At 42.3% G+C, this 19317-nt stretch carries 17 protein-coding genes and 2 tRNA genes; 9 read left to right on the forward strand and 10 right to left on the reverse strand.

All coding sequences use genetic code 11. The features are described from left to right. The first annotated feature begins 379 nt into the window (after positions 1–379). Genes rsxA through nth form a run of 7 tightly spaced genes read left to right on the forward strand, consistent with a single transcriptional unit; the run spans position 380 to position 7104 of the window. On the forward strand, positions 380–961 hold the full coding sequence (gene rsxA / locus JIG37_RS00400; protein WP_054553689.1) for an electron transport complex subunit RsxA: 582 nt from the start codon (positions 380–382) through the stop codon (positions 959–961). 1 nt (position 962) lies between these two features. Beyond that, positions 963–1517: an electron transport complex subunit RsxB gene (gene rsxB, locus JIG37_RS00405; RefSeq protein ID WP_054563643.1), complete on the forward strand. Its 555-nt coding sequence runs from the start codon at positions 963–965 to the stop codon at positions 1515–1517. An 8-nt stretch (positions 1518–1525) separates the two neighbouring features. Next, complete coding sequence (gene rsxC / locus JIG37_RS00410; RefSeq protein WP_199528371.1) at positions 1526–4048, forward strand: electron transport complex subunit RsxC; 2523 nt, start codon at positions 1526–1528, stop codon at positions 4046–4048. Continuing rightward, the gene (rsxD, locus tag JIG37_RS00415; protein ID WP_187490360.1) at positions 4045–5100 is read left to right on the forward strand and encodes an electron transport complex subunit RsxD; all 1056 of its coding nucleotides are present in this window, start codon (positions 4045–4047) and stop codon (positions 5098–5100) included. Before rsxC ends, rsxD begins: the two co-directional genes overlap by 4 nt. Next, positions 5100–5735 (forward strand): electron transport complex subunit RsxG, encoded by a 636-nt coding sequence (gene rsxG, locus JIG37_RS00420; protein ID WP_199528372.1) that lies wholly within the window; start codon positions 5100–5102, stop codon positions 5733–5735. Before rsxD ends, rsxG begins: the two co-directional genes overlap by 1 nt. Continuing rightward, positions 5735–6433: an electron transport complex subunit E gene (locus tag JIG37_RS00425; protein ID WP_199528373.1), complete on the forward strand. Its 699-nt coding sequence runs from the start codon at positions 5735–5737 to the stop codon at positions 6431–6433. The genes rsxG and JIG37_RS00425 overlap by 1 nt, the downstream gene beginning before the upstream one ends. Positions 6434–6471: 38 nt before the next feature. Beyond that, positions 6472–7104, forward strand: a complete 633-nt coding sequence (gene nth, locus JIG37_RS00430) for an endonuclease III (protein ID WP_054553695.1) — start codon at positions 6472–6474, stop codon at positions 7102–7104. Positions 7105–7127: 23 nt separating this feature from the next. On the opposite strand, the gene JIG37_RS00435 is transcribed toward nth, so the two are convergent. From JIG37_RS00435 to JIG37_RS00445, 3 genes are all read right to left on the reverse strand, one after another. Next, a complete protein-coding gene (locus JIG37_RS00435; RefSeq protein WP_199528374.1) occupies positions 7128–7424 on the reverse strand; it encodes a type II toxin-antitoxin system RelE/ParE family toxin in 297 nt (98 codons plus the stop codon). Between the two features lie 5 nt (positions 7425–7429). Then, the gene (locus JIG37_RS00440; RefSeq protein WP_199526221.1) at positions 7430–7654 is read right to left on the reverse strand and encodes a type II toxin-antitoxin system ParD family antitoxin; all 225 of its coding nucleotides are present in this window, start codon (positions 7652–7654) and stop codon (positions 7430–7432) included. Between the two features lie 196 nt (positions 7655–7850). Next, entirely contained in the window at positions 7851–9389 is a 1539-nt protein-coding gene (locus JIG37_RS00445) for a serine carboxypeptidase (protein ID WP_199528375.1), read from the reverse strand. 255 nt (positions 9390–9644) lie between these two features. On the opposite strand from JIG37_RS00445, the gene JIG37_RS00450 reads away from it, so the two are divergent. Beyond that, the gene (locus JIG37_RS00450; RefSeq protein ID WP_062567023.1) at positions 9645–11552 is read left to right on the forward strand and encodes an aminotransferase class V-fold PLP-dependent enzyme; all 1908 of its coding nucleotides are present in this window, start codon (positions 9645–9647) and stop codon (positions 11550–11552) included. A gap of 218 nt (positions 11553–11770) precedes the next feature. After that, positions 11771–12169: a lactoylglutathione lyase gene (gene gloA, locus JIG37_RS00455; RefSeq protein WP_055021479.1), complete on the forward strand. Its 399-nt coding sequence runs from the start codon at positions 11771–11773 to the stop codon at positions 12167–12169. A 10-nt stretch (positions 12170–12179) separates the two neighbouring features. Here gloA and JIG37_RS00460 read toward each other — a convergent pair whose 3' ends face one another. The 7 genes from JIG37_RS00460 to JIG37_RS00490 all read right to left on the reverse strand — a co-directional run bounded on the left by JIG37_RS00460 (position 12180) and on the right by JIG37_RS00490 (position 19296). Then, positions 12180–14417 (reverse strand): ATP-binding protein, encoded by a 2238-nt coding sequence (locus tag JIG37_RS00460; protein ID WP_199528376.1) that lies wholly within the window; start codon positions 14415–14417, stop codon positions 12180–12182. Continuing rightward, entirely contained in the window at positions 14414–15544 is a 1131-nt protein-coding gene (locus JIG37_RS00465; RefSeq protein WP_199528377.1) for an extracellular solute-binding protein, read from the reverse strand. Before JIG37_RS00465 ends, JIG37_RS00460 begins: the two co-directional genes overlap by 4 nt. A 101-nt stretch (positions 15545–15645) precedes the next feature. Continuing rightward, positions 15646–16794: an ABC transporter permease gene (locus JIG37_RS00470; protein WP_199528379.1), complete on the reverse strand. Its 1149-nt coding sequence runs from the start codon at positions 16792–16794 to the stop codon at positions 15646–15648. A 2-nt stretch (positions 16795–16796) separates the two neighbouring features. Next, positions 16797–17723 (reverse strand): ABC transporter ATP-binding protein, encoded by a 927-nt coding sequence (locus JIG37_RS00475; RefSeq protein WP_199528378.1) that lies wholly within the window; start codon positions 17721–17723, stop codon positions 16797–16799. Continuing rightward, positions 17720–18667, reverse strand: coding sequence for an HlyD family efflux transporter periplasmic adaptor subunit (locus tag JIG37_RS00480; protein WP_194442830.1), 948 nt, complete (start codon positions 18665–18667; stop codon positions 17720–17722). Before JIG37_RS00480 ends, JIG37_RS00475 begins: the two co-directional genes overlap by 4 nt. 310 nt (positions 18668–18977) lie before the next feature. After that, positions 18978–19053 (reverse strand) — tRNA-Glu (locus tag JIG37_RS00485). A 167-nt stretch (positions 19054–19220) separates the two neighbouring features. Then, positions 19221–19296, reverse strand: a tRNA-Glu gene (locus JIG37_RS00490). Positions 19297–19317 lie beyond the last annotated feature (21 nt).

Raw genomic sequence — 19317 nt, forward strand, 5'->3', positions numbered from 1 at the left:
CCACCTCAAGATGCAGAATTCAGCGTTTCACAGGTGCTTAATATCAAGGCGTTACTTTGCAACAATGGCAGTCCCTTTTAAGAAGTAACAACGATGAGAGTAAGTGCCTGTGAAACGCCCAAAGGGTTGGTTTAAAAGCGATTTATACTGCGTTATTGATTTTAACAATAGAACCACTATTATTTGCAATCAATGCCTTGCCTAAATCGCTTTTAATTCCAACTGAAACTCGCATCTTGAGGTGGATTGGGTATATTAACTTTGCTTTAACACTTTAATCGTAAACAGCTTTGTTAATTTTAGCTATTCGTCCCTCATGTGTTGTGTCGGCCCCCATAAAAAAGGATAATAGAGCCGTTTTTATTCTCGTGAGGCACGCATGACAGAGTATGTCTTGTTATTGATTGGCACTGTGCTAGTCAACAACTTCGTTTTAGTTCAATTCTTAGGTTTATGCCCGTTTATGGGTGTATCGGGTAAGTTAGATACCGCGATTGGTATGTCTTTAGCCACAACCTTTGTACTTACACTTGCCTCCGTGACCAGTTATCTGGTGAATCATTATATTTTGATCCCGCTGGATATCGAATTTTTGCGTACCATGAGCTTTATTTTGGTTATCGCTGTTGTCGTGCAATTTACCGAAATGGTGGTGAGAAAAACCAGCCCGACACTTTATCGCTTATTAGGGATTTTCTTACCGCTTATTACCACTAACTGTGCTGTTTTAGGTGTTGCCCTACTTAATATCAAAGAAGACCACTCATTCTTACAATCGGCCGTGTATGGCTTTGGTGCCGCAGTGGGTTTCTCTATGGTGTTAATACTGTTTGCCGCATTACGTGAGCGTTTAGCTGCGGCTGATGTCCCTGCTCCTTTTAAGGGCGCTTCAATTGCGATGATCACCGCAGGCCTTATGTCGATGGCCTTTATGGGTTTTACAGGATTAGTGAAGTTTTAATATGACCTTGTTTTATGCTTTGATAGCGTTAGGTTCATTAGCGCTAATATTTGGTTTAATTTTAGGTTTTGCCGCCGTGCGTTTTCGCGTTGAGAGTAACCCTATTGTTGACCAAATTGATACCATTTTACCGCAAACACAGTGTGGCCAATGTGGCTACCCTGGCTGTCGTCCCTATGCAGAAGCAATTGCCAATGGTGACGAAATCAATAAGTGCCCGCCAGGCGGCGAAGCCACGGTAAAAAAACTCGCTGATTTAATGGGTGTAGAAGCAAAACCGCTGGCAGGCGGTGAGCAAGCAGATCCTGTTAAAACAGTTGCCTATATCCGTGAAGATGAATGTATTGGCTGTACCAAATGTATTCAAGCCTGCCCTGTTGATGCCATCGTTGGCGCAACTCGCCAAATGCACACTGTATTAATCGATGAATGTACCGGTTGTGACTTATGTGTTGAACCATGCCCTGTAGACTGTATTGATATGCTGCCTGTAAAAGAAACCAAACAAACCTGGAAATGGCAATTAAACGCAATCCCTGTGACTCAGGTAGATTAGGAGCACAGATGGAAAAGTTAATAGATCAAATTAAACAAGGCAAAGTGTGGTCTATACCTGGGGGCATTCACCCACCGGGTCAAAAGCTGCAATCAACAACACAAGCCATTGCAAGGCTGCCACTACCAGACAAGCTCGTTGTATCTCTAAAACAACACATTGGTGCTAACGGCAAACTTATTGTTGAAAAAGGCCAGCAGGTTTTAAAAGGCCAAGCATTAACTAAACCAAGCGGCAATTGGTCTGTGCCTGTGCACGCGCCAACATCAGGGTTGATCAGCGATATTTGCCCAATGCCCTCTGCTCACCCGTCGGCGTTGCCTGAACTTAGCGTTATTATTGAACCTGATGGTGATGATAACTGGTGCGAGCTTAATCCTGTAACTGATGCCAAAACTCTTTCCCATGATGAGCTTGTTGATATTATTCATCAAAGTGGTATCGCAGGTATGGGCGGCGCAGGTTTCCCAACCTATGTAAAAGCAGATACCCGTAAAGCCATCGAGTTTTTAATTGTTAATGCCGTTGAGTGTGAACCTTATATCACCGCTGATGACATGCTAATGCGCGAACATGCCGATGGCATAATTGCCGGTATTGAATTAATGCAGCAGCTGTTAAGTCCACAGCTGACAATTATTGGTATTGAAGATAATAAGCCCGATGCTATTGCTGCCATGAAACTCGCAGCACAGCATAACGACAGCATCATAGTGCAAACAGTGCCAACGGTTTACCCTTCTGGCGGTGAAAAACAGCTAATTAAACTGCTAACGGGCAAAGAAGTCCCAAGTGGTAGTATTCCTGCCGATATTGGTATGTTGGTGCAAAATGTCGGTACTTTGTTTGCGGTAAATCAAGCCGTACATGAAGGTAAGCCTCTTATAGAGCGTGTAGTAACGGTAACCGGTAACACCATTCATAAACAAGGTAATGTGTGGGCTTTACTAGGCACTGAAATTAAACATTTATTAGACTGCCAAGGCTTTTCTCCGGTTCCACAGCAACGTGTGGTTATGGGCGGTCCAATGATGGGCTTTACCTTACCAACCGTGCGTATTGGTGTGGTTAAAACGACGAACTGTATTTTAGCGCCAGATCACCAAGAGCTTGCTGAGCCGGGTGATGAAAAAGCCTGTATTCGTTGTAGTGCCTGTGCTGACGCCTGCCCTGCTTCATTGTTACCCCAGCAATTACAATGGTTTGCTAAGTCTAAAGAATACGACAAACTCAACGAGCACAATTTATTCGATTGTATTGAATGTGGCGCCTGTGCTTATGTTTGCCCAAGCGAAATCCCCTTGGTGCAGTACTATCGTGTTGCTAAAGCTGAAATCAAAGAGCAACAAGCAGAGCAAATCAAAGCAGAGCGAGCAAAAGAGCGTTTTGAAGCACGTAAAGAGCGCTTAGAGCGCGAACAAGAAGAGCGTCAAAACCGCCATAAACGTAAGCCGGCTGCTAAGTCAGATGGCGAAAAACAAAAAGTGGCCGATGCACTCGCCCGAGTTAAATCTAAATCTGATGATAAAGACAGTAAGTCAGCTGTCGCTGCAGCTATTGCCCGTGCGAAAGCGAAAAAGCAAGGTGCTGAGCTTGAGCCTGATAACTCTGAAGTAGCTAAAGAACGTGCAGCGCGTAAAGAACAAGCACGTAAATACAAAGAGCAAAAAGCACTAGAGCAAGGTGAAGACGGCGTCGATAAAGACGATAAAAAGTCTGCTGTTGCTGCCGCTATTGCCCGCGCTAAAGCGAAAAAAGCCGCACAAGCTACAGAAGAAAACGCTTCTGCTGAAACTGACGCTGCGCCAAAAGATGACAAAAAAGCTGCTGTTGCAGCTGCTATCGCTCGTGCTAAAGCGAAAAAAGCAGCGCAAGCTGCTGAAAATCAAGCTGAAGCTGATAGCGCACCTGTTGATGACAAAAAAGCCGCTGTTGCTGCTGCAATCGCTCGTGCTAAAGCGAAAAAAGCCGCGCAAGCTGCTGAAAATCAAGCTGAAGCTGAAGAAGATAGCGCGCCAGTTGATGACAAAAAAGCAGCTGTTGCCGCTGCTATCGCCCGTGCTAAAGCGAAAAAAGCAGCACAAGCTGCTGAGAATCAAACTGAAGCTGAAGAAGATAGCGCACCAGTTGATGACAAAAAAGCCGCTGTTGCAGCCGCTATCGCCCGTGCTAAAGCCAAAAAAGCCGCTAAAGAGCAAGCACAGAGTGACGATTCTTCAGAGCAAATAAATGATTCAAATGATGAGGCAGATGCTAAGCCGCAGTCTGATGCTCCTGAATCAAGCGAAGATAAGAAAAAAGCCGCCGTTGCTGCCGCTATCGCTCGCGCCAAAGCGAAAAAAGTCGCTAAAGAGCAAGCGCAGAGTGACGACTCTTCACAGCAAACTAATGATTCAAGTGCTGAGGCAGATGCCAAGCCGCAGGTTGATGAACCTGAGTCTAGCGAAGATAAGAAAAAAGCAGCGGTCGCTCGTGCCATTGCAAGAGCTAAAGCGAAAAAGTTACAACAAGAAGGAAACGATAAGTCATGAAACTAACCATGGCGAGTTCGCCGCATAATCATAGCCATAAATCATTAAGCCGATTAATGATGACAGTGATTGCTGCGTGTATTCCAGGCTTAATCGCGCAAGTTTTCTTCTTTGGTAGCGCTGTGTTAATTCAGCTTGTTCTCGCGCTGATTACTGTTAGTGCCTGTGAAGCTGCTGTATTACTGCTTCGAAAACGCAAAGTTTGGCCAACACTCAGTGATGGCAGTGCGTGGTTAACAGGCGTATTACTGGCGTTGAGTATTCCGCCTTTAGCACCTTGGTGGATTATCGTAATTGGCTGTCTCTTTGCCATTGTTATTGTAAAGCAGCTTTATGGTGGCCTTGGCTTTAATTTATTTAACCCTGCTATGGCAGCTTATGTATTACTACTTGTATCGTTTCCGGTGCAAATGACCAGCTGGTTACCTGTGAGTGATTTACTTGCATCTCCGATCAGCTTCTCACAACAGCTGTCTGTTATTTTCAATGGTTTTACCAGCGCTGGATTTAGTGTCGATCAGTTACGTGTAGCGATTGATGGCACAACCATGGCAACACCACTTGATACCGTTAAAACAGATGTCGCCCATCACCTAACGGTGGCTGAGAGTATGAGTAAGCCTCTTTTTAATGACTGGTTTGGTCTTGGTTGGGGCTGGGTTAACTTCGGCTTTTTAGTAGGTGGTCTTTATTTATTAAAAGCTAAAATCATTAATTGGCATATCCCTGTTAGCTTTTTAGCCTCATTAGCCGTGTGCAGTGGTATTGGTTATATTGCAGCCCCGGGCACAGAGCCGGGCGTGGTATTTCACTTATTCAGTGGTGCGACCATGTTAGGGGCATTCTTTATTGCTACCGATCCTGTTTCTGCATCAACAACGAATAGAGGCCGTTTGATTTACGGTGCGTTAATTGGTCTACTTGTTTACTTAATTCGTACTTTCGGTGGTTATCCTGATGCTGTGGCATTTAGTGTATTGCTGTTAAATATGGCGGTACCTTTAATTGATTACTACACGCAACCACGTACTTACGGCCATGGGGTGAAATAATGATCCTTTCCTCAATGACTAAAAACGGCGCTATTCTTACAGCATTTGCGCTTATTACCACAGGCACTGTAGCCCTGACTCATAGCCTGACCGCTGAGCGTATTGAAGAGCAAGAAAAGCAACAACTTGCAGAGCAGCTGCAGCAAGTGCTTGATGCCCATCATTATGACAATCAACTATACAAAGATTGTGTTGTGATCACCGATGAGCGCTTAGGTCCACGCCCAGAGCAAGTTATTTATCGTGCTTACAAAGACAATAAGCCTTATGCTTTAGTGATGCGCCATGTAACACCAAGTGGTTATAGTGGCGATATCAACTTATTAACGGCGGTTTTTGCCAATGGTGAAATAGCGGGTGTTCGTGTAACTAAGCACGAAGAAACACCGGGTCTTGGCGATAAAGTTGAGGTCAAAAAATCAGACTGGATCACCCTTTTCAAAGGCCAAAATGTACTGAGTGAAGATGATAGCCGCTGGGCTGTTAAAAAAGATGGTGGCCAATTTGATCAATTTACTGGCGCAACCATTACACCGCGTGCCGTTGTCGGCTCAGTTAAACAAGCTGTGCTGTTTGCCCAAGCTGAATTTGATAATCTGTTTGCTGCGCCAAACACCTGTCAAGGAGCCAAGTAATGAGCCAAGTTAAAGCCTTATTTAAAGATGGTATGTGGGCTAATAACCCTGCCCTTGTGCAGTTATTAGGCTTATGCCCGCTACTTGCTGTTACTTCTACGATCACCAATGCATTAGGCCTTGGTTTAGCAACTTTATTGGTACTGGTTGGTTCTAACGTCACTGTTTCAATTGTGCGTAACTGGGTGCCTAAAGATATTCGTATTCCTGTTTTTGTGATGATCATCGCAGGCTTTGTAACCATAGTGCAGCTAATGATGAATGCCTATACATTTGGGCTTTATCAATCACTGGGGATTTTTATTCCGCTTATTGTTACCAACTGTGCCATTATCGGTCGCGCAGAAGCATTCGCCTCTAAAAATACAGTGCCACTTTCAGCCTTTGACGGACTGATGATGGGACTTGGCTTTATGTTAGTTTTAGTGGTGCTAGGGGCAATGCGTGAACTTATTGGTCAAGGTACACTGTTTGATGGTGCTGATTTATTATTAGGGCCATGGGCTGCTGCACTTCGAATTGAAGTATTCAGTTTTGATAACCAATTTTTATTAGCTATCTTACCACCGGGTGCCTTTTTAGGACTTGGTTTACTGATTGCTGCAAAAAATGTCATTGATACACAAATAAAATCTAAGCAAGTTGTTACTCCAGAAGTAGAAAAAGGCCCAAGAGCCCGAGTAACAAGTTTAACTTAAAGGAGAGCACGCACCGTCACTGCGTGCTTTACGCCACCATGAATAAAGAAAAACGCTATGAGATCTTATCTCGTCTACGTGAGCAAAACCCGCACCCAGAAACAGAGCTTGAATACTCAAGCCCGTTTGAGTTATTAGTTGCGGTTACCTTATCAGCACAAGCTACAGATGTGGGTGTTAATAAAGCAACCCGTAAGCTATTCCCTGTTGCTAACACGCCTCAAGCGATTCTTGATTTAGGCCTTGAAGGCCTTCGTGATTACATCAAGACCATTGGTTTGTTTAATTCGAAAGCCAATAATGTCTATAAAATGTGTGAGATTCTGGTCAATAAACATAACTCAGAAGTCCCAGAAAATCGTGAAGCGCTCGAAGCATTACCGGGTGTTGGCAGAAAGACTGCGAATGTTGTTTTAAACTGTGCCTTTGGCTGGCCGACTATCGCTGTAGACACCCATATCTTTCGCGTTTCTAACCGCACTAAGTTTGCCATGGGTAAAGATGTGGTGGCTGTAGAACAAAAACTAGAAAAAGTGGTACCTAAAGAATTTAAGGTCGATGTACACCACTGGTTAATCCTGCATGGCCGCTATGTGTGTACTGCTCGTAAACCTAAATGCGGCAGCTGTATTATCGAAGATTTGTGTGAATTTAAAGAGAAGACAGAGTAATTAAGTATTATTGCTGACCTGCATTAGCTTGTTAGATGTAGTTGAACCTTCATTTGTTGATGCAGAATTCTCACAATGAAAATATCGTTGGCTCTTTTTTTAAAAAAGACGTAGTGCTTTCTAAATATATACCGAGAATATCCTGGCTTGATATCGCTAACATCTTGAGCAAGGCTCGGCTCAGTAGACAAATCCATTAGCGTTTCATGAATTCCAATTAAATAGTTTTCTGCTTGAGAAACACCGAATTCAATTTCGGTGTACTGAAAAATACGCTCCAAGTCATACTGAGCTTTATTAGAGAGAATATATTTAGCCATTCGCTTTAAGTTTTGTTTTTGGATTTGGATATAATATCTAAAACCGTTAACTTACTCTCACCACTTAGCTCACCCTCTACTAATGCCATTCTAATAGCATCTTTTTCACTCTGATTATGGCGGATCAAATCGCGGATATAATCACTTGCATTTGAGAATCGACCTGACTCAACTTGGGCATCAATCCATGAACGCATTTCATCTGGAATAGAGATATTTAAAGTTGCCATAGTTAATTCCTATATATTTACAGTCTTTGATTATGGCAGATATTGGCAAACATTAGCAACAAATATGGTCGATGTGCACCAATGCTTAATCCTTGAAAGGCGCTATATCTACAAAGTTCTTAACCTTTTATAGCATACCATAAGCACACTTTGCGTATTGTGCCAAACACAGGGTTTGGCACAATGGACCTAGCCGTTATCGTGGATTTCGGCTCACCTGCTTTTTAATAAATTCTCGCGTATCATTTAACAGCGCCACTCTTGCTGGTTCATGAACATACATCATGTGACCGCCGTGATAATAGTGATAGTCAATTTTATCAGCGTATATACCGTGTCTGTTTAAGGTGTATTCAGCATCAAAAAATGGCGTGACAATATCGTAATAACCAGAGGCGACCATCACTTTCATTTGCGGATTGCTGCGAAGCACATAAGATAAATCTGGCGCTGTATTAACGTATCTTGGCTCCCAGCCTTGCCCATCAGGCGCTGTGCGCCAGCGCCAGTTATCTGATAACTCAGGGTCGCCAGGGTTTAAGTATTTTCTTTTCCACTGTACGTTTAAATCTGTGCGCATGTATTTCATCAGTGCCGCTTTATATGCTGGCCCTATCACTTTTGACGCATCTTGCTTAGGAGCTGCTGTTAAATCGTCTCGTTCATCAAGCTTATAACGTCCATCAAGAAAGCCTACTGCGACGCCCTCATCACGCAATAACTCTTTAGCGAATCTAAAGGCATTAATGCGTAAATCAACCTGCTCAATATATTGTTTGCTTAGCCCTGTATAACGGTGAAGGCCGTCAACAATTTGCTTTCGGTCAGCTTTACTAAGGGCATTCCCCTTAAATAAGGCTGGTAGTAATTCATCAACTGCAAATTGTCGGCTCGCATCTATAAATGCTTCAAAATCTCCAGATGTGTCTACTTTTTTATGATACCAAGCGGTTGCAGCAAGTGTGGGTATGTAGGTGATGTAAGAAATGATGTTGTCATCAACATAAGGGCTTGAACCTTGATAGTCTAAAGCTTGTGACACAAAAATAATGCCATTTACATTAATCAGGTGTTTATCCATCAGTACTTTAGAAACCGCTGCTGCTCGAGTTGTCCCATAGCTCTCTCCCAATAAAAATATTGGCGCATTCCAGCGGTTTTCTTTTGTTAGCCACTGGGCAATAAAGTCAGCAATAGAAGATGCATCTTGATTTAAGCCCCAAAAGGCTTTGCTCTCAGTGTCACCTAAGGCACGCGAGTAACCTGTGCCAACAGGGTCCACAAACACCATATCAGTCACATCAAGTATCGTCTCAGGCGCATCTTTTAATTCGTAAGGTGCCATTCCTGGATGTGCAGCATCGCTTGGTACAACAACTCGTTTAGGACCATAGGCGCCCATATGTAACCAATTAGACGATGAGCCTGGGCCACCATTCCAGATAAATGTGACTGGTCTGTTTTTGTTATCGCTTGCAGCTAGGTAATCAAACGAAAAGATAGCAGCAGTTGGCTCTTCGTTTTTATTTAATAAATAGGTTTCACCGGCTACAGCTTTGTATTTCAGCCTTTTGTCATTAAAAGTACCTTTATGCTGGGTCACAAATTTAGTGGCTTCGGGTATCGGCTTCTTACTGTTGTTTGAATTTGAGACTTCATCTGCATTAACCGCGCTTGTACAAAACGCAAACAATGTAGAGATTACTACAGTTTTGAAATTGGCAACATACGCCATGTTTTATTCTCCCTCGCATGTTTATCTTTATTTTTATCTGTATCTGGCTTGAGTGGCTTTATCACTCAGTGTGCAATTAAGCGCGTACTTAAACGATTACTTTTACAGTAAGAACATGTAATTTCAACTATCTGCGATTAACACGCAAAAAAGCCTAATCTGTATCGGAACAAAAAATATCAAAGTATTAATTTCACAAGCTTCCATCCTTTCGTTATGCTGTTGAGTAATGTGAAATTTTTTATATGAGTTGCTATGTTACCTTTACTTCGTATCTTATTAATTGAGCAAGATCCTGCCACCTTAAAAGAGCTTTCAACAAACCTAGCAAAAACAATCCCCAATTTTGAGCGCAGTGATGTTGATATCGACATTATTGAGTGCATTGAGCTCAAGCAGGCGTTGAAATATGTAGAGGAAGATGGCGATATTCAAGCTGTGGTACTTAGTTGGGATGTACTGAACAATGGCGAGCGTACCTATAGCCGTTTTATCGAGCAATTAAAAGGCATACGCCTTGAGCTGCCTGTTTATGTTATTGGTGACGATACGAAAGGCTTGGAAATAGTTAACGAGTCAGAAGAAATTGAATCTTTCTTTTTTAAAGATGAGGTCATTTCAGACCCTGAAGCAATCTTGGGCTATATGATCAATGACTTTGATGATCGTTCAGAAACGCCATTTTGGACCGCCTACCGTCGTTATGTAGGTGAATCGAACGATTCATGGCACACACCTGGTCACAGCGGCGGTGCTAGCTTTAGAAATTCTCCGTATATTAAAGACTTTTATCAGTTTTATGGCCGTAACGTATTTGTTGGCGACCTATCGGTTTCTGTCGACTCGCTTGGCTCATTATCAGACAGCACCAACACCATTGGCCGCTCTCAAGAATCAGCTGCAGCGACATTTGAAGTAAAACATACCTACTTTGTTACCAATGGGTCATCCACTTCAAATAAGATTATTTTGCAAACTTTGCTGCGTAAAGGCGATAAGGTGATCATTGATCGAAACTGCCATAAATCAGTACATTACGGCATTTTGCAATCGGCTAGTTTACCTATTTACTTATCGAGTATTTTAAATCCTAAATATGGTATCTTCGCGCCCCCTTCACTGGCTGACATTAAGCAAGCGATTGAACAAAATAGCGATGCTAAATTATTGGTTTTAACCGGCTGCACCTACGATGGTCTGCTTAGCGATTTAAAACAAGTGGTTGAATTTGCACATCAGCACGGTATTAAAGTGTTTATCGACGAAGCGTGGTTTGCTTACTCGCTTTTCCACCCGAGTTTACGCCACTACTCAGCAATAAATGCTGGCGCAGACTATGTTACCCATTCGGCACATAAAGTGGTTTCAGCGTTCTCTCAGGCGTCTTACATTCATGTTAACGATCCTGATTTCGATGCCGATTTCTTCCGTGAGATCTACAGTATTTACGCCAGTACCTCGCCAAAATATCAGCTCATTGCTTCGCTGGATGTATGCCAGAAGCAATTAGAAATGGAAGGTTATAAATTACTGAATGCCCTGCTGAATCATGTTGCAGAGTTTAAGCAGCAAATGGCTTCACTAAAACATATTAAAGTGCTCGATAAGCAAGATTTCATGGATATATTCCCACATTTTAGTGGCGATAACATGGGTCACGATCCGCTGAAGATCCTTATCGATATTAGTGAGTTACCTTATTCATTAAAGGATATTCATAAATTCCTATTAGATGAAATTGGCCTTGAAATCGAAAAATACACACACAGCACCATTTTAGTTTTATTGACTCTTGGTGGTACACGCTCAAAGATCATTCGTCTTTACAATGCGCTGAAGAAACTTGATAGCGGTAAAGTAAAACTTGCCACTTCAATGAGACGCACACGCCTACCAGAGAATCTACCCGCTATTGACTTAGCCTGTATTCCTAGTGATGCATTCTATGGCGAACGTGAATCTGTGCCAATTAGCAAAAGTAACAACCGAATTTGTGCCGGATTAGTGACACCTTATCCTCCTGGAATCCCGCTTTTAGTGCCGGGGCAACATATCACTAATGAGCATATCGAATATCTTAAGGAGTTGGCGGGACAAGGTCTGACAATTCAAGGGAGCTTTGATGGCGAAATTTATGTACTTAAGGGTAAAGTGAAAAGCTAAGCTTCGCTTATACCGCAAAAACCTCATTGTTATGCAGCAATCCCTATTCATTGCTGCATAACGTCACCCTTTTCATATTAAACGCTTTGTCTCAATGCTACTGTGCATGCAATCGAAATAACTTATAATCCATTTTTAATAATTTTAATGCGCAGCGTTGTACCATGCTGCGTTATTGAAATTGTGCGAATTTAAAGACAAGAAAGAGGATGCTTAAAATGCGCTTATTACACACAATGCTTCGCGTTGCTGATTTAGATAAATCAATTGAATTTTATACGCAGGTATTAGGTATGAAAGAGCTGCGCCGTGCAGACAACGAAGAGTACCGCTACACCCTTGCTTTTGTCGGTTATGGTGACGAAAAAGATTCGACGGTGCTTGAGCTTACTTATAACTGGGATACAGACAGCTATGATTTGGGTAATGCATACGGTCATATTGCTATCGAGTTTGATGATATTTATAAAGCCTGCGAAGACATTAAAGCTGCTGGCGGTAATGTGAGTCGTGAGCCGGGTCCTGTAAAAGGCGGCACAACTGAAATCGCGTTTGTTAAAGACCCTGATGGTTATGCGATTGAGTTAATTCAGAAAAAAGATAACACCACTTTTTGATTCATACTGGCTATTTCAGCGATTGCTGAGATAGCCACTTTGCGAGTGCTTTTTCAAGTTCAGCAAAATTAATTGGCTTTGCGATATGGTCACTGATACCAATTTTTGCGCTTGTTTCGATGTCGTCTTTCATTGCATTAGCACTGACGGCAATAATCGGCGTATCAAAATCTGGCCTTGCAAGTAAGTTTTCGCTGGCAGTTAATCCATCCATCACCGGCATTTGAATATCCATTAAAATCAGTGCGTAATCTTGTGTTAGGGTTTTCTCACAGGCAATTTGTCCATTTTCTGCCAATTCATAACTCAGACCTAATTGAGTTAAATACTTAGTGATAACAATTTGGTTAATCGGGTTATCTTCGGCAATTAATATTGGCTTGTCGACTGATTTAAAATCGAACTGAGTATCTTCATCTGATTGGTGTTCTTTTGCACTAGCGTCCTGTGGGTTTAGTGATTTAAAATTAACATTAATGGTAAAATCGGTGCCTTTGCCAAGCTCACTGTCGATAGCAATAGTACCTCCCATCAAATCAATCATCCCCTTACTGATGGCAAGCCCAAGACCGGTCCCTCCATATTCACGAGTGGTGCTACTTTGCGCTTGGACAAAGGGATTAAACAGGGCCGTTATTTTATCTTCAGAGATACCTATGCCTGTATCTTTTACCGATATCACGACGGCTGTCTGGTGTTCATCTCGGCTTTGCAGAGTAAGCGAAAGAACGATCTCTCCTTGATTGGTGAACTTAACGGCGTTAGAGAGTAAGTTAATTAGCACTTGTTTAACACGTATTTCATCACATTCTACATTCAGCGATTGTAATGAGGAGACATCAAGCCGGCAGCCAATCCCTTTGGCATCACAGCTCGGTTTGAACAGCAAGATAAGGTCATTGCAAAGCGCGACTAAATCACATTGTCGCGACTCGAGCTCTATTTTATTGGCCTCTATTTTTGAAAAATCGAGAATATCGTTAATCACGGTTAATAACACATCACTGCAGTTATTAATTTGCCTTACAAACTCTGCTTGCTCTTGTGTTAGCGTGCTTTTATTAAGTAGCTGCAAAAAACCCACAATACCATTCATCGGTGTGCGAATTTCATGGCTCATATTAGCTAAGAACTGGCTTTTAACTTGCTCAGAACGCTCAGCGCGAAGTTTTTCTAATTGCAATGAAGTAATTTGTATATCAATGGTATCGGCCATGCTGCTGAGGGAATCTGCAATATCTTTAAACTCTTGATAATGAAAATCGTCTATATCTTGTTTGTAATTACCTAACGCATATTCACGACTAAGAGCAGTAATGCGATTTAGCGGGTTATGGAGCCGTGCCGTCAGCCAGCGCACTAAGATAAATGAAAAAATAGAGAGTCCTACGATTAGCAGCCCAGCTAATATGGCCGTTTGCTTTACAGCGCTGGTGTAGGTGGTTTTTGCTTCATTAATTTGGAACTGTAAACTGGTTGGCTTACCTGCAAAAAAAACATTACTGATTGAGGCCTGCCCCATTAATTTGCCGTTATCGCCAGCATCGCCCAAGCTATATAAAATGTTATCTTGTGCTGTAATTTGTACCTGCTTACCCGCTTGATAAACCGGTTGCTCATTATGTATTGCAAGCCACTTTAACGCCTCTGATAAAGGCACAAAAGACACTAACACGCCCGTTTTAATTATTGGCTCACTGAGAGAATCTTGCTCATGTAGCAATGTAGATGTAATTGCCAGTAAAGCATTTTGTTTTGCCTGTAAAGGTGCGAGTAGCTCAGTAACTTGCGGATTATCAATAATTTGAATTGTGTTTTGCTCTGTTGATGTTTGAGCGCTGTCGAGAATGCTTTTAGTGAGTTTAAAATTCAAATTTAAAGAAGTGATCGGATACCCTTCAACTATAAACCCTTGATTATCAATAACAATTGATGCATTAATTTGTGGATTTTGGGCAACAAATTCTTGTAGCTGCACAAGCGCGAACTGTGAGTACACCACTTTATTTGGCAGCTCAGTTATCGCCTTAGTGCTACTTAGTAATTGGCTGTTTTTCTCAAGCTTAAATAAGAGTTGTTCAAGGCTGGCCGCATTATTTCTAGCTTGCCATTGTAAACTCGTATTTGCTTGGTCAATTGAGCTTAAATAGAATCGCCCTATCATCAAACCTGCAAGGATCAGCAGGGGAATAATGACCAGTAGTAATACACTGATAAATAAGGCGCGACTAAAGCGTGGACTACTCATTCATCCCCTTCATTGGCAATCGAACGCTCTGCCAACCCTTGCATAAAAAGCCCCGCTTGCTCAGCAGTTAAGGCACCACTGCCATAGCGAATAAACCCTTTATTTAATACTTCCCATACGATGATCATAGATGCGGTAGAAGGCATAGGTTTTGTGAATTGTATGGCATCGATTAAGGTTGATAACTCAGTGCCTTGTTGTGCTTTTAGGTTATTTAAAACCTCAGTGTTAACTGGGATATCTTGAAGTTTTTGCCAAACCAGTGTTTGGAATTTTTCCGCTTGAACCAATTTAGCAAATTTGATCAAATTGTCTTTATTAACGCCATTTAAGCCATCATTTGGAAACGCCAGCACAAAGGTTGAGTAATAAGGCTGCATATACTCACCATTGAGTTTCGGCAATTGCTGCACAGCTAAACTATCACCAAGCGCCTGCTCATACGTTTTTAACGCCCAAGCACCATCGATGATGAAGGCGGCTTGCTGCGCTTTAAATGCATTATTTGAGCAAGTGTAATCGCACTGTCCATCAACCAGGTTTTGTTTATTTAAATCCCAAACAAATTTGAGAGCCAATTGCATTGCCGGTGTATTAAGCTGAACATGGTTATCTACAATTAGGTCGCCATTAAAAGCCGATAAGAACGGAATAAACCAATACATTTCCATAAAACTCCATGTAACGAGTTTCACTTTTTCAGGCAATGATGATTGAATTTGGTATATATCCTGCCAATTTTCTATTGGCTCTTTAACAAACTGCTTATTATAAAAAAGTAACAGGTGATTGCCTTGAATGATGGGTATACCTAAGAGCGTGTTGTTTAGCTTTGCAGTTTCTAAGGTTCGCTTGTCTGTGGTATCAGCTATGAGTGAGTCTGGGATAACGCTGTAGTTGGCATATTTATCAAGGCCTAAATGATCAGCAGGTACAATAACAACGTCTGTTGAGGTGCTGGTACTGGTATTTTGCACCAGCCTGACTTTTAGCGCCTTTTGGTCAACCAATACAGAATTAACCGTCAAGCCACTTTGCTCAGCAAGTGCACTTAACAGCTCATTAAAGTGCTCATGCTTCATGGTATGGGCTAGGTTTATCGTTGCTGCATAGCAATCAAACGTCACTAGTAGCAACGCCACCCAAAATACTCGCCACACGCTTACATCTACTCAAAAAGAATTGAAATTACTCTTTAGTTAAGCACATATGCCTTAAATTGCCTAGCCTAATCAAGGGTTTTCTTAAACCTAAATGCAGCCACAGCCAAGCCCAAAATTGTAAAGGCTAACAGCCAAAGTAAATCACTGCTCATGCTTATTAGATTGACATCTTTTAGCACGATTCCACGTATTAACCTCAGGTAATGCGTTGCGGGTAGGCACTCAGCAAGCCATTGCGCTGCCTTTGGCATGCCTTCATAAGGAAATACAAAACCTGATAATAATATCGAGGGTAACAGAATGAAAATTGTCATTTGCATTGCTTGAAGCTGATTTTTAGCGATGGTTGAAAGGACTAAGCCAAGCACTAAACTGGCACATATAAACGCAAAGGTTGCGACAACCAATGCGACTAAACCACCTCCAAAAGGAATATGAAACAAAAGCTTACCCATACCTAGTATAATAAATAACTGAATAAAACCAATGAAGATATAAGGCACCACTTTACCAATCATTAATTCAAGTGAGCTTAACGGTAAAGTGATTAAAAGCTCCATATTACCTCGCTCTTGCTCTTTAACAATGGCTGCAGAGGTAAACATAATCATCGTCATGGTTAAAATAACAGCAGCTAAACCTGGCACAATATTCACTGCAGAGCGTTGCTCTGGGTTATAAAATAAGGTCGTCTCAAAGGTCGGGTAAGTTCGATTCGCAGGTTTATCGAGAAGCTCTGCAAGCGGCATATTGCGCAGCGATTTTATGCTCGACGCGACCATTGTATCTGAGCCATCAACTAACCAATGCGCAATTGGCCGGACTAACGACTCATTACTGCCATCAGGCAAACCAAAACCAACGGTTGGGTGCTGAGCAAGTCGGTTTGCCACATCGTGGGGTATAAACAGCACAGCACGCACTTTCGCACTAGCGATTGCTGTTTGTGCCTGCTCTATACTGTCGTAATAATCTGTCACTTTAACCACATTTGTCGCCGATACTGTTTGTACTAAAATGCGACTGAGCGCAGTTTGACTATGATCGACCACTGCAACAGGGATATCTTTAACGTTGGTGTTAATAGCGTAACCAAATAGAATCAGTTGGATAAGGGGGATCATCATCACCATCGCAAAGGTCATTCTATCGCGACGTAATTGTAATAATTCTTTGCTTACAATTGCTTTTATGCGGCTTAATGAAGTCACAATACTCATTGTCGGCCCTGCCCTGTGCAGGTGACAAACACGTCTTCAAGGCTTGGACGCACACTATTTACTTGCCACGTATCCTGACAAAATGATTGCTGTTTTATGAACTCAACGGGATCTTGAACATCTTTTTTTACTAATACTCGCAGCTGTGCACCTAGCTGAGTGGCTGAAATAACATGGTCGATTGTTGCGAGCTGTTTTTTTAATTCTCTGGTTTGCGCCCCTGCGATTTCTACAACATGAGCGTGCATGTCTGTCATTAATTGCTTTGGAGAGCCATCCGCGCGTTTAATACCAGATTCTAAAATGGCTAAACGATGACAACGCTCGGCTTCATCCATGTAATGAGTGGTGACTAATATCGTGGTACCGGCATTACTTAAATCAAACAGTGTTTCCCAAAAGTCACGGCGATTTTGTGGATCGACTGCCGATGTTGGTTCATCAAGAAATAAAATTTTCGGTTTATTAATCACTGCAGCAGCTAATGCTAAGCGCTGCCGTTGGCCCCCACTCATACTTCCGGCCATTTGATCGACTCTTTGATCAAGGCCATAGGTATGGAGCAATTCGTCAATTCTTTGTTGCTTTTGCTGCTTTTTAAACGGGTAAAGCGCCGCCATGAACTTTAGGTTTTCAAGTACGGTCAAGTCACCATAAAGTGAAAACTTTTGCGTCATATAACCGAGTTGTGTTCTGAGCTTTTCAGCATCTTTTGGCAGACTCAAGCCAAGCACATTGATATCACCAGAGGTTGGCTTCAATAACCCTGTAAGCATACGGATTGCAGTCGTTTTACCACAGCCATTAGGGCCCAAAAAGCCATAAATTTGCCCTTGCTCAACGTCTAGATCAAGGTTATCAATCGCTTTTAAATCGCCAAATTGTTTTACCAAACCTTTGGCATGGATCACCGATTCAGTCATGGCATAATCACTTGAGCAGGTACGCCTGTCGGTAAATTATTTTCACTTGTGGGTAGTGTTACCTCAGCAAGATACATTAATCGCGCACGTTCTTCCTGATTAAGGGCATAAAAAGGCGTGAACGCAGGCTCTGTGGCAATCCAGGTCAGTTCACCCTGAATATCTTTATCTATGCCATCGACGCGAACCGTAAGTGTCATGCCCTGATTGAGCTTGGCACGATATGGTTCAGGGATATATACGCGCGCATAAGGTGCGCTGTTTGCTTGAACGATAACGACTGGGCTGCCTTTGGTAACTCGCTCACCTACGTGCCAAGGTAAATTATCGACCCTGCCAGCACGCATCGCTTTAATTGTCAGATCTGAGAGGTATTTTTGCTGTACTTTTAGTTCTGCTTCTGCCGCCTGAACTTGCGCTTTCGCACTATTAATATCTTCAACGCGAGAACCATTTGTTAATTCATTTAAGTTCTGCTTTGCTGATTCTAAATTAGCGAAAGTCTCATCGCGTGCAGCGGTTGCACTGTCTAAGGTTTCTTGGCTTGCGAGTTTATCTTTAACTAAGGTTTTTGCACGGCGAAAATTAGCTTCGCTTTGCGTATATGCAGCATTGGCTGCTGCTACTTTGGCTGATGCGGCAGCAACTTCTTCGGGGCGAGCACCATTCAAGGTTTTTTCAAGAAATGCAGTGGCTTGAGCTAATTGAGCTTGTGCTTTAGCAACAATCGCTTGTTGTAGTTCGGCATCAAACTTTGCAATCACCTGTCCTTTTTCGACCAACTGGCCTGCTGAAACGGGTAAATCGATCAGTATTTCGTTAGTCGTTGCAGGATGGATCACACGCTCACGCTCAAGCGTTCCTAGCGCTACTCCCTCATTTGAGTCTGAGCAAGCAGTAATGACTAAAGAAATTAGTATGAGTACAACACGTTTAGCTAACATTTTAATTTCCTTATGGTTAGCTGATGAGTTGCTAGATACTATAAAGTATTAAAATGATCTGTAAAAGTGATATATAGGAATTAAAGTTTTAGAAATATATGGAGTCTATATCGTAAAGATATATGGGGAATAAGGAATCTTAAATTGAAAAATCTTAGTTATATTTGAAATGATATTTAAAAGATAGTCTTTCCAATACATTACTTACTTAAAGTAATGTGGCGTCCCCAAGAGATTCGTACTCTTGATAACGTTGTGCATAGATTGCGCGGTGTTCACCGCCCCACTACACATAACCTACTTGAATAAGTGGCGTCCCCAAGGGGATTCGAACCCCTGTTACCGCCGTGAAAGGGCGGTGTCCTAGGCCTCTAGACGATGGGGACGCAGAAATTGGTTTGCAAATCACTGATTTGCTATTTCTGCGTAAGATGAGACCGAGCCTGCGAGGCGAATGGCCTTAGCTTAAACAGAAAGTTTCTGTGTCACTAGGACAACTGAATAGTTAGACTCGATTCAGACGAGCTTTTAATAACACAGCACTTTTAGTAAGTGGCGTCCCCAAGGGGATTCGAACCCCTGTTACCGCCGTGAAAGGGCGGTGTCCTAGGCCTCTAGACGATGGGGACACAAAATGTGTCACTAGGACA

This window comes from Pseudoalteromonas sp. bablab_jr010, from assembly GCF_016464105.1.
Lineage (GTDB): Bacteria > Pseudomonadota > Gammaproteobacteria > Enterobacterales > Alteromonadaceae > Pseudoalteromonas > Pseudoalteromonas simplex.

Coding starts and splice junctions, on each gene's coding strand:
- JIG37_RS00435 (WP_199528374.1), bottom strand. CDS start 7,424: ATGGCTAAATATATTCTCTCTAATAAAGCTCAGTATGACTTGGAGCGT.
- rsxC (WP_199528371.1), top strand. CDS start 1,526: ATGGAAAAGTTAATAGATCAAATTAAACAAGGCAAAGTGTGGTCTATA.
- JIG37_RS00460 (WP_199528376.1), bottom strand. CDS start 14,417: ATGAGTAGTCCACGCTTTAGTCGCGCCTTATTTATCAGTGTATTACTA.
- JIG37_RS00425 (WP_199528373.1), top strand. CDS start 5,735: ATGAGCCAAGTTAAAGCCTTATTTAAAGATGGTATGTGGGCTAATAAC.
- JIG37_RS00450 (WP_062567023.1), top strand. CDS start 9,645: ATGTTACCTTTACTTCGTATCTTATTAATTGAGCAAGATCCTGCCACC.
- JIG37_RS00440 (WP_199526221.1), bottom strand. CDS start 7,654: ATGGCAACTTTAAATATCTCTATTCCAGATGAAATGCGTTCATGGATT.
- rsxD (WP_187490360.1), top strand. CDS start 4,045: ATGAAACTAACCATGGCGAGTTCGCCGCATAATCATAGCCATAAATCA.
- JIG37_RS00445 (WP_199528375.1), bottom strand. CDS start 9,389: ATGGCGTATGTTGCCAATTTCAAAACTGTAGTAATCTCTACATTGTTT.
- JIG37_RS00475 (WP_199528378.1), bottom strand. CDS start 17,723: ATGACTGAATCGGTGATCCATGCCAAAGGTTTGGTAAAACAATTTGGC.
- rsxB (WP_054563643.1), top strand. CDS start 963: ATGACCTTGTTTTATGCTTTGATAGCGTTAGGTTCATTAGCGCTAATA.
- JIG37_RS00480 (WP_194442830.1), bottom strand. CDS start 18,667: ATGTTAGCTAAACGTGTTGTACTCATACTAATTTCTTTAGTCATTACT.
- rsxA (WP_054553689.1), top strand. CDS start 380: ATGACAGAGTATGTCTTGTTATTGATTGGCACTGTGCTAGTCAACAAC.
- rsxG (WP_199528372.1), top strand. CDS start 5,100: ATGATCCTTTCCTCAATGACTAAAAACGGCGCTATTCTTACAGCATTT.
- nth (WP_054553695.1), top strand. CDS start 6,472: ATGAATAAAGAAAAACGCTATGAGATCTTATCTCGTCTACGTGAGCAA.
- gloA (WP_055021479.1), top strand. CDS start 11,771: ATGCGCTTATTACACACAATGCTTCGCGTTGCTGATTTAGATAAATCA.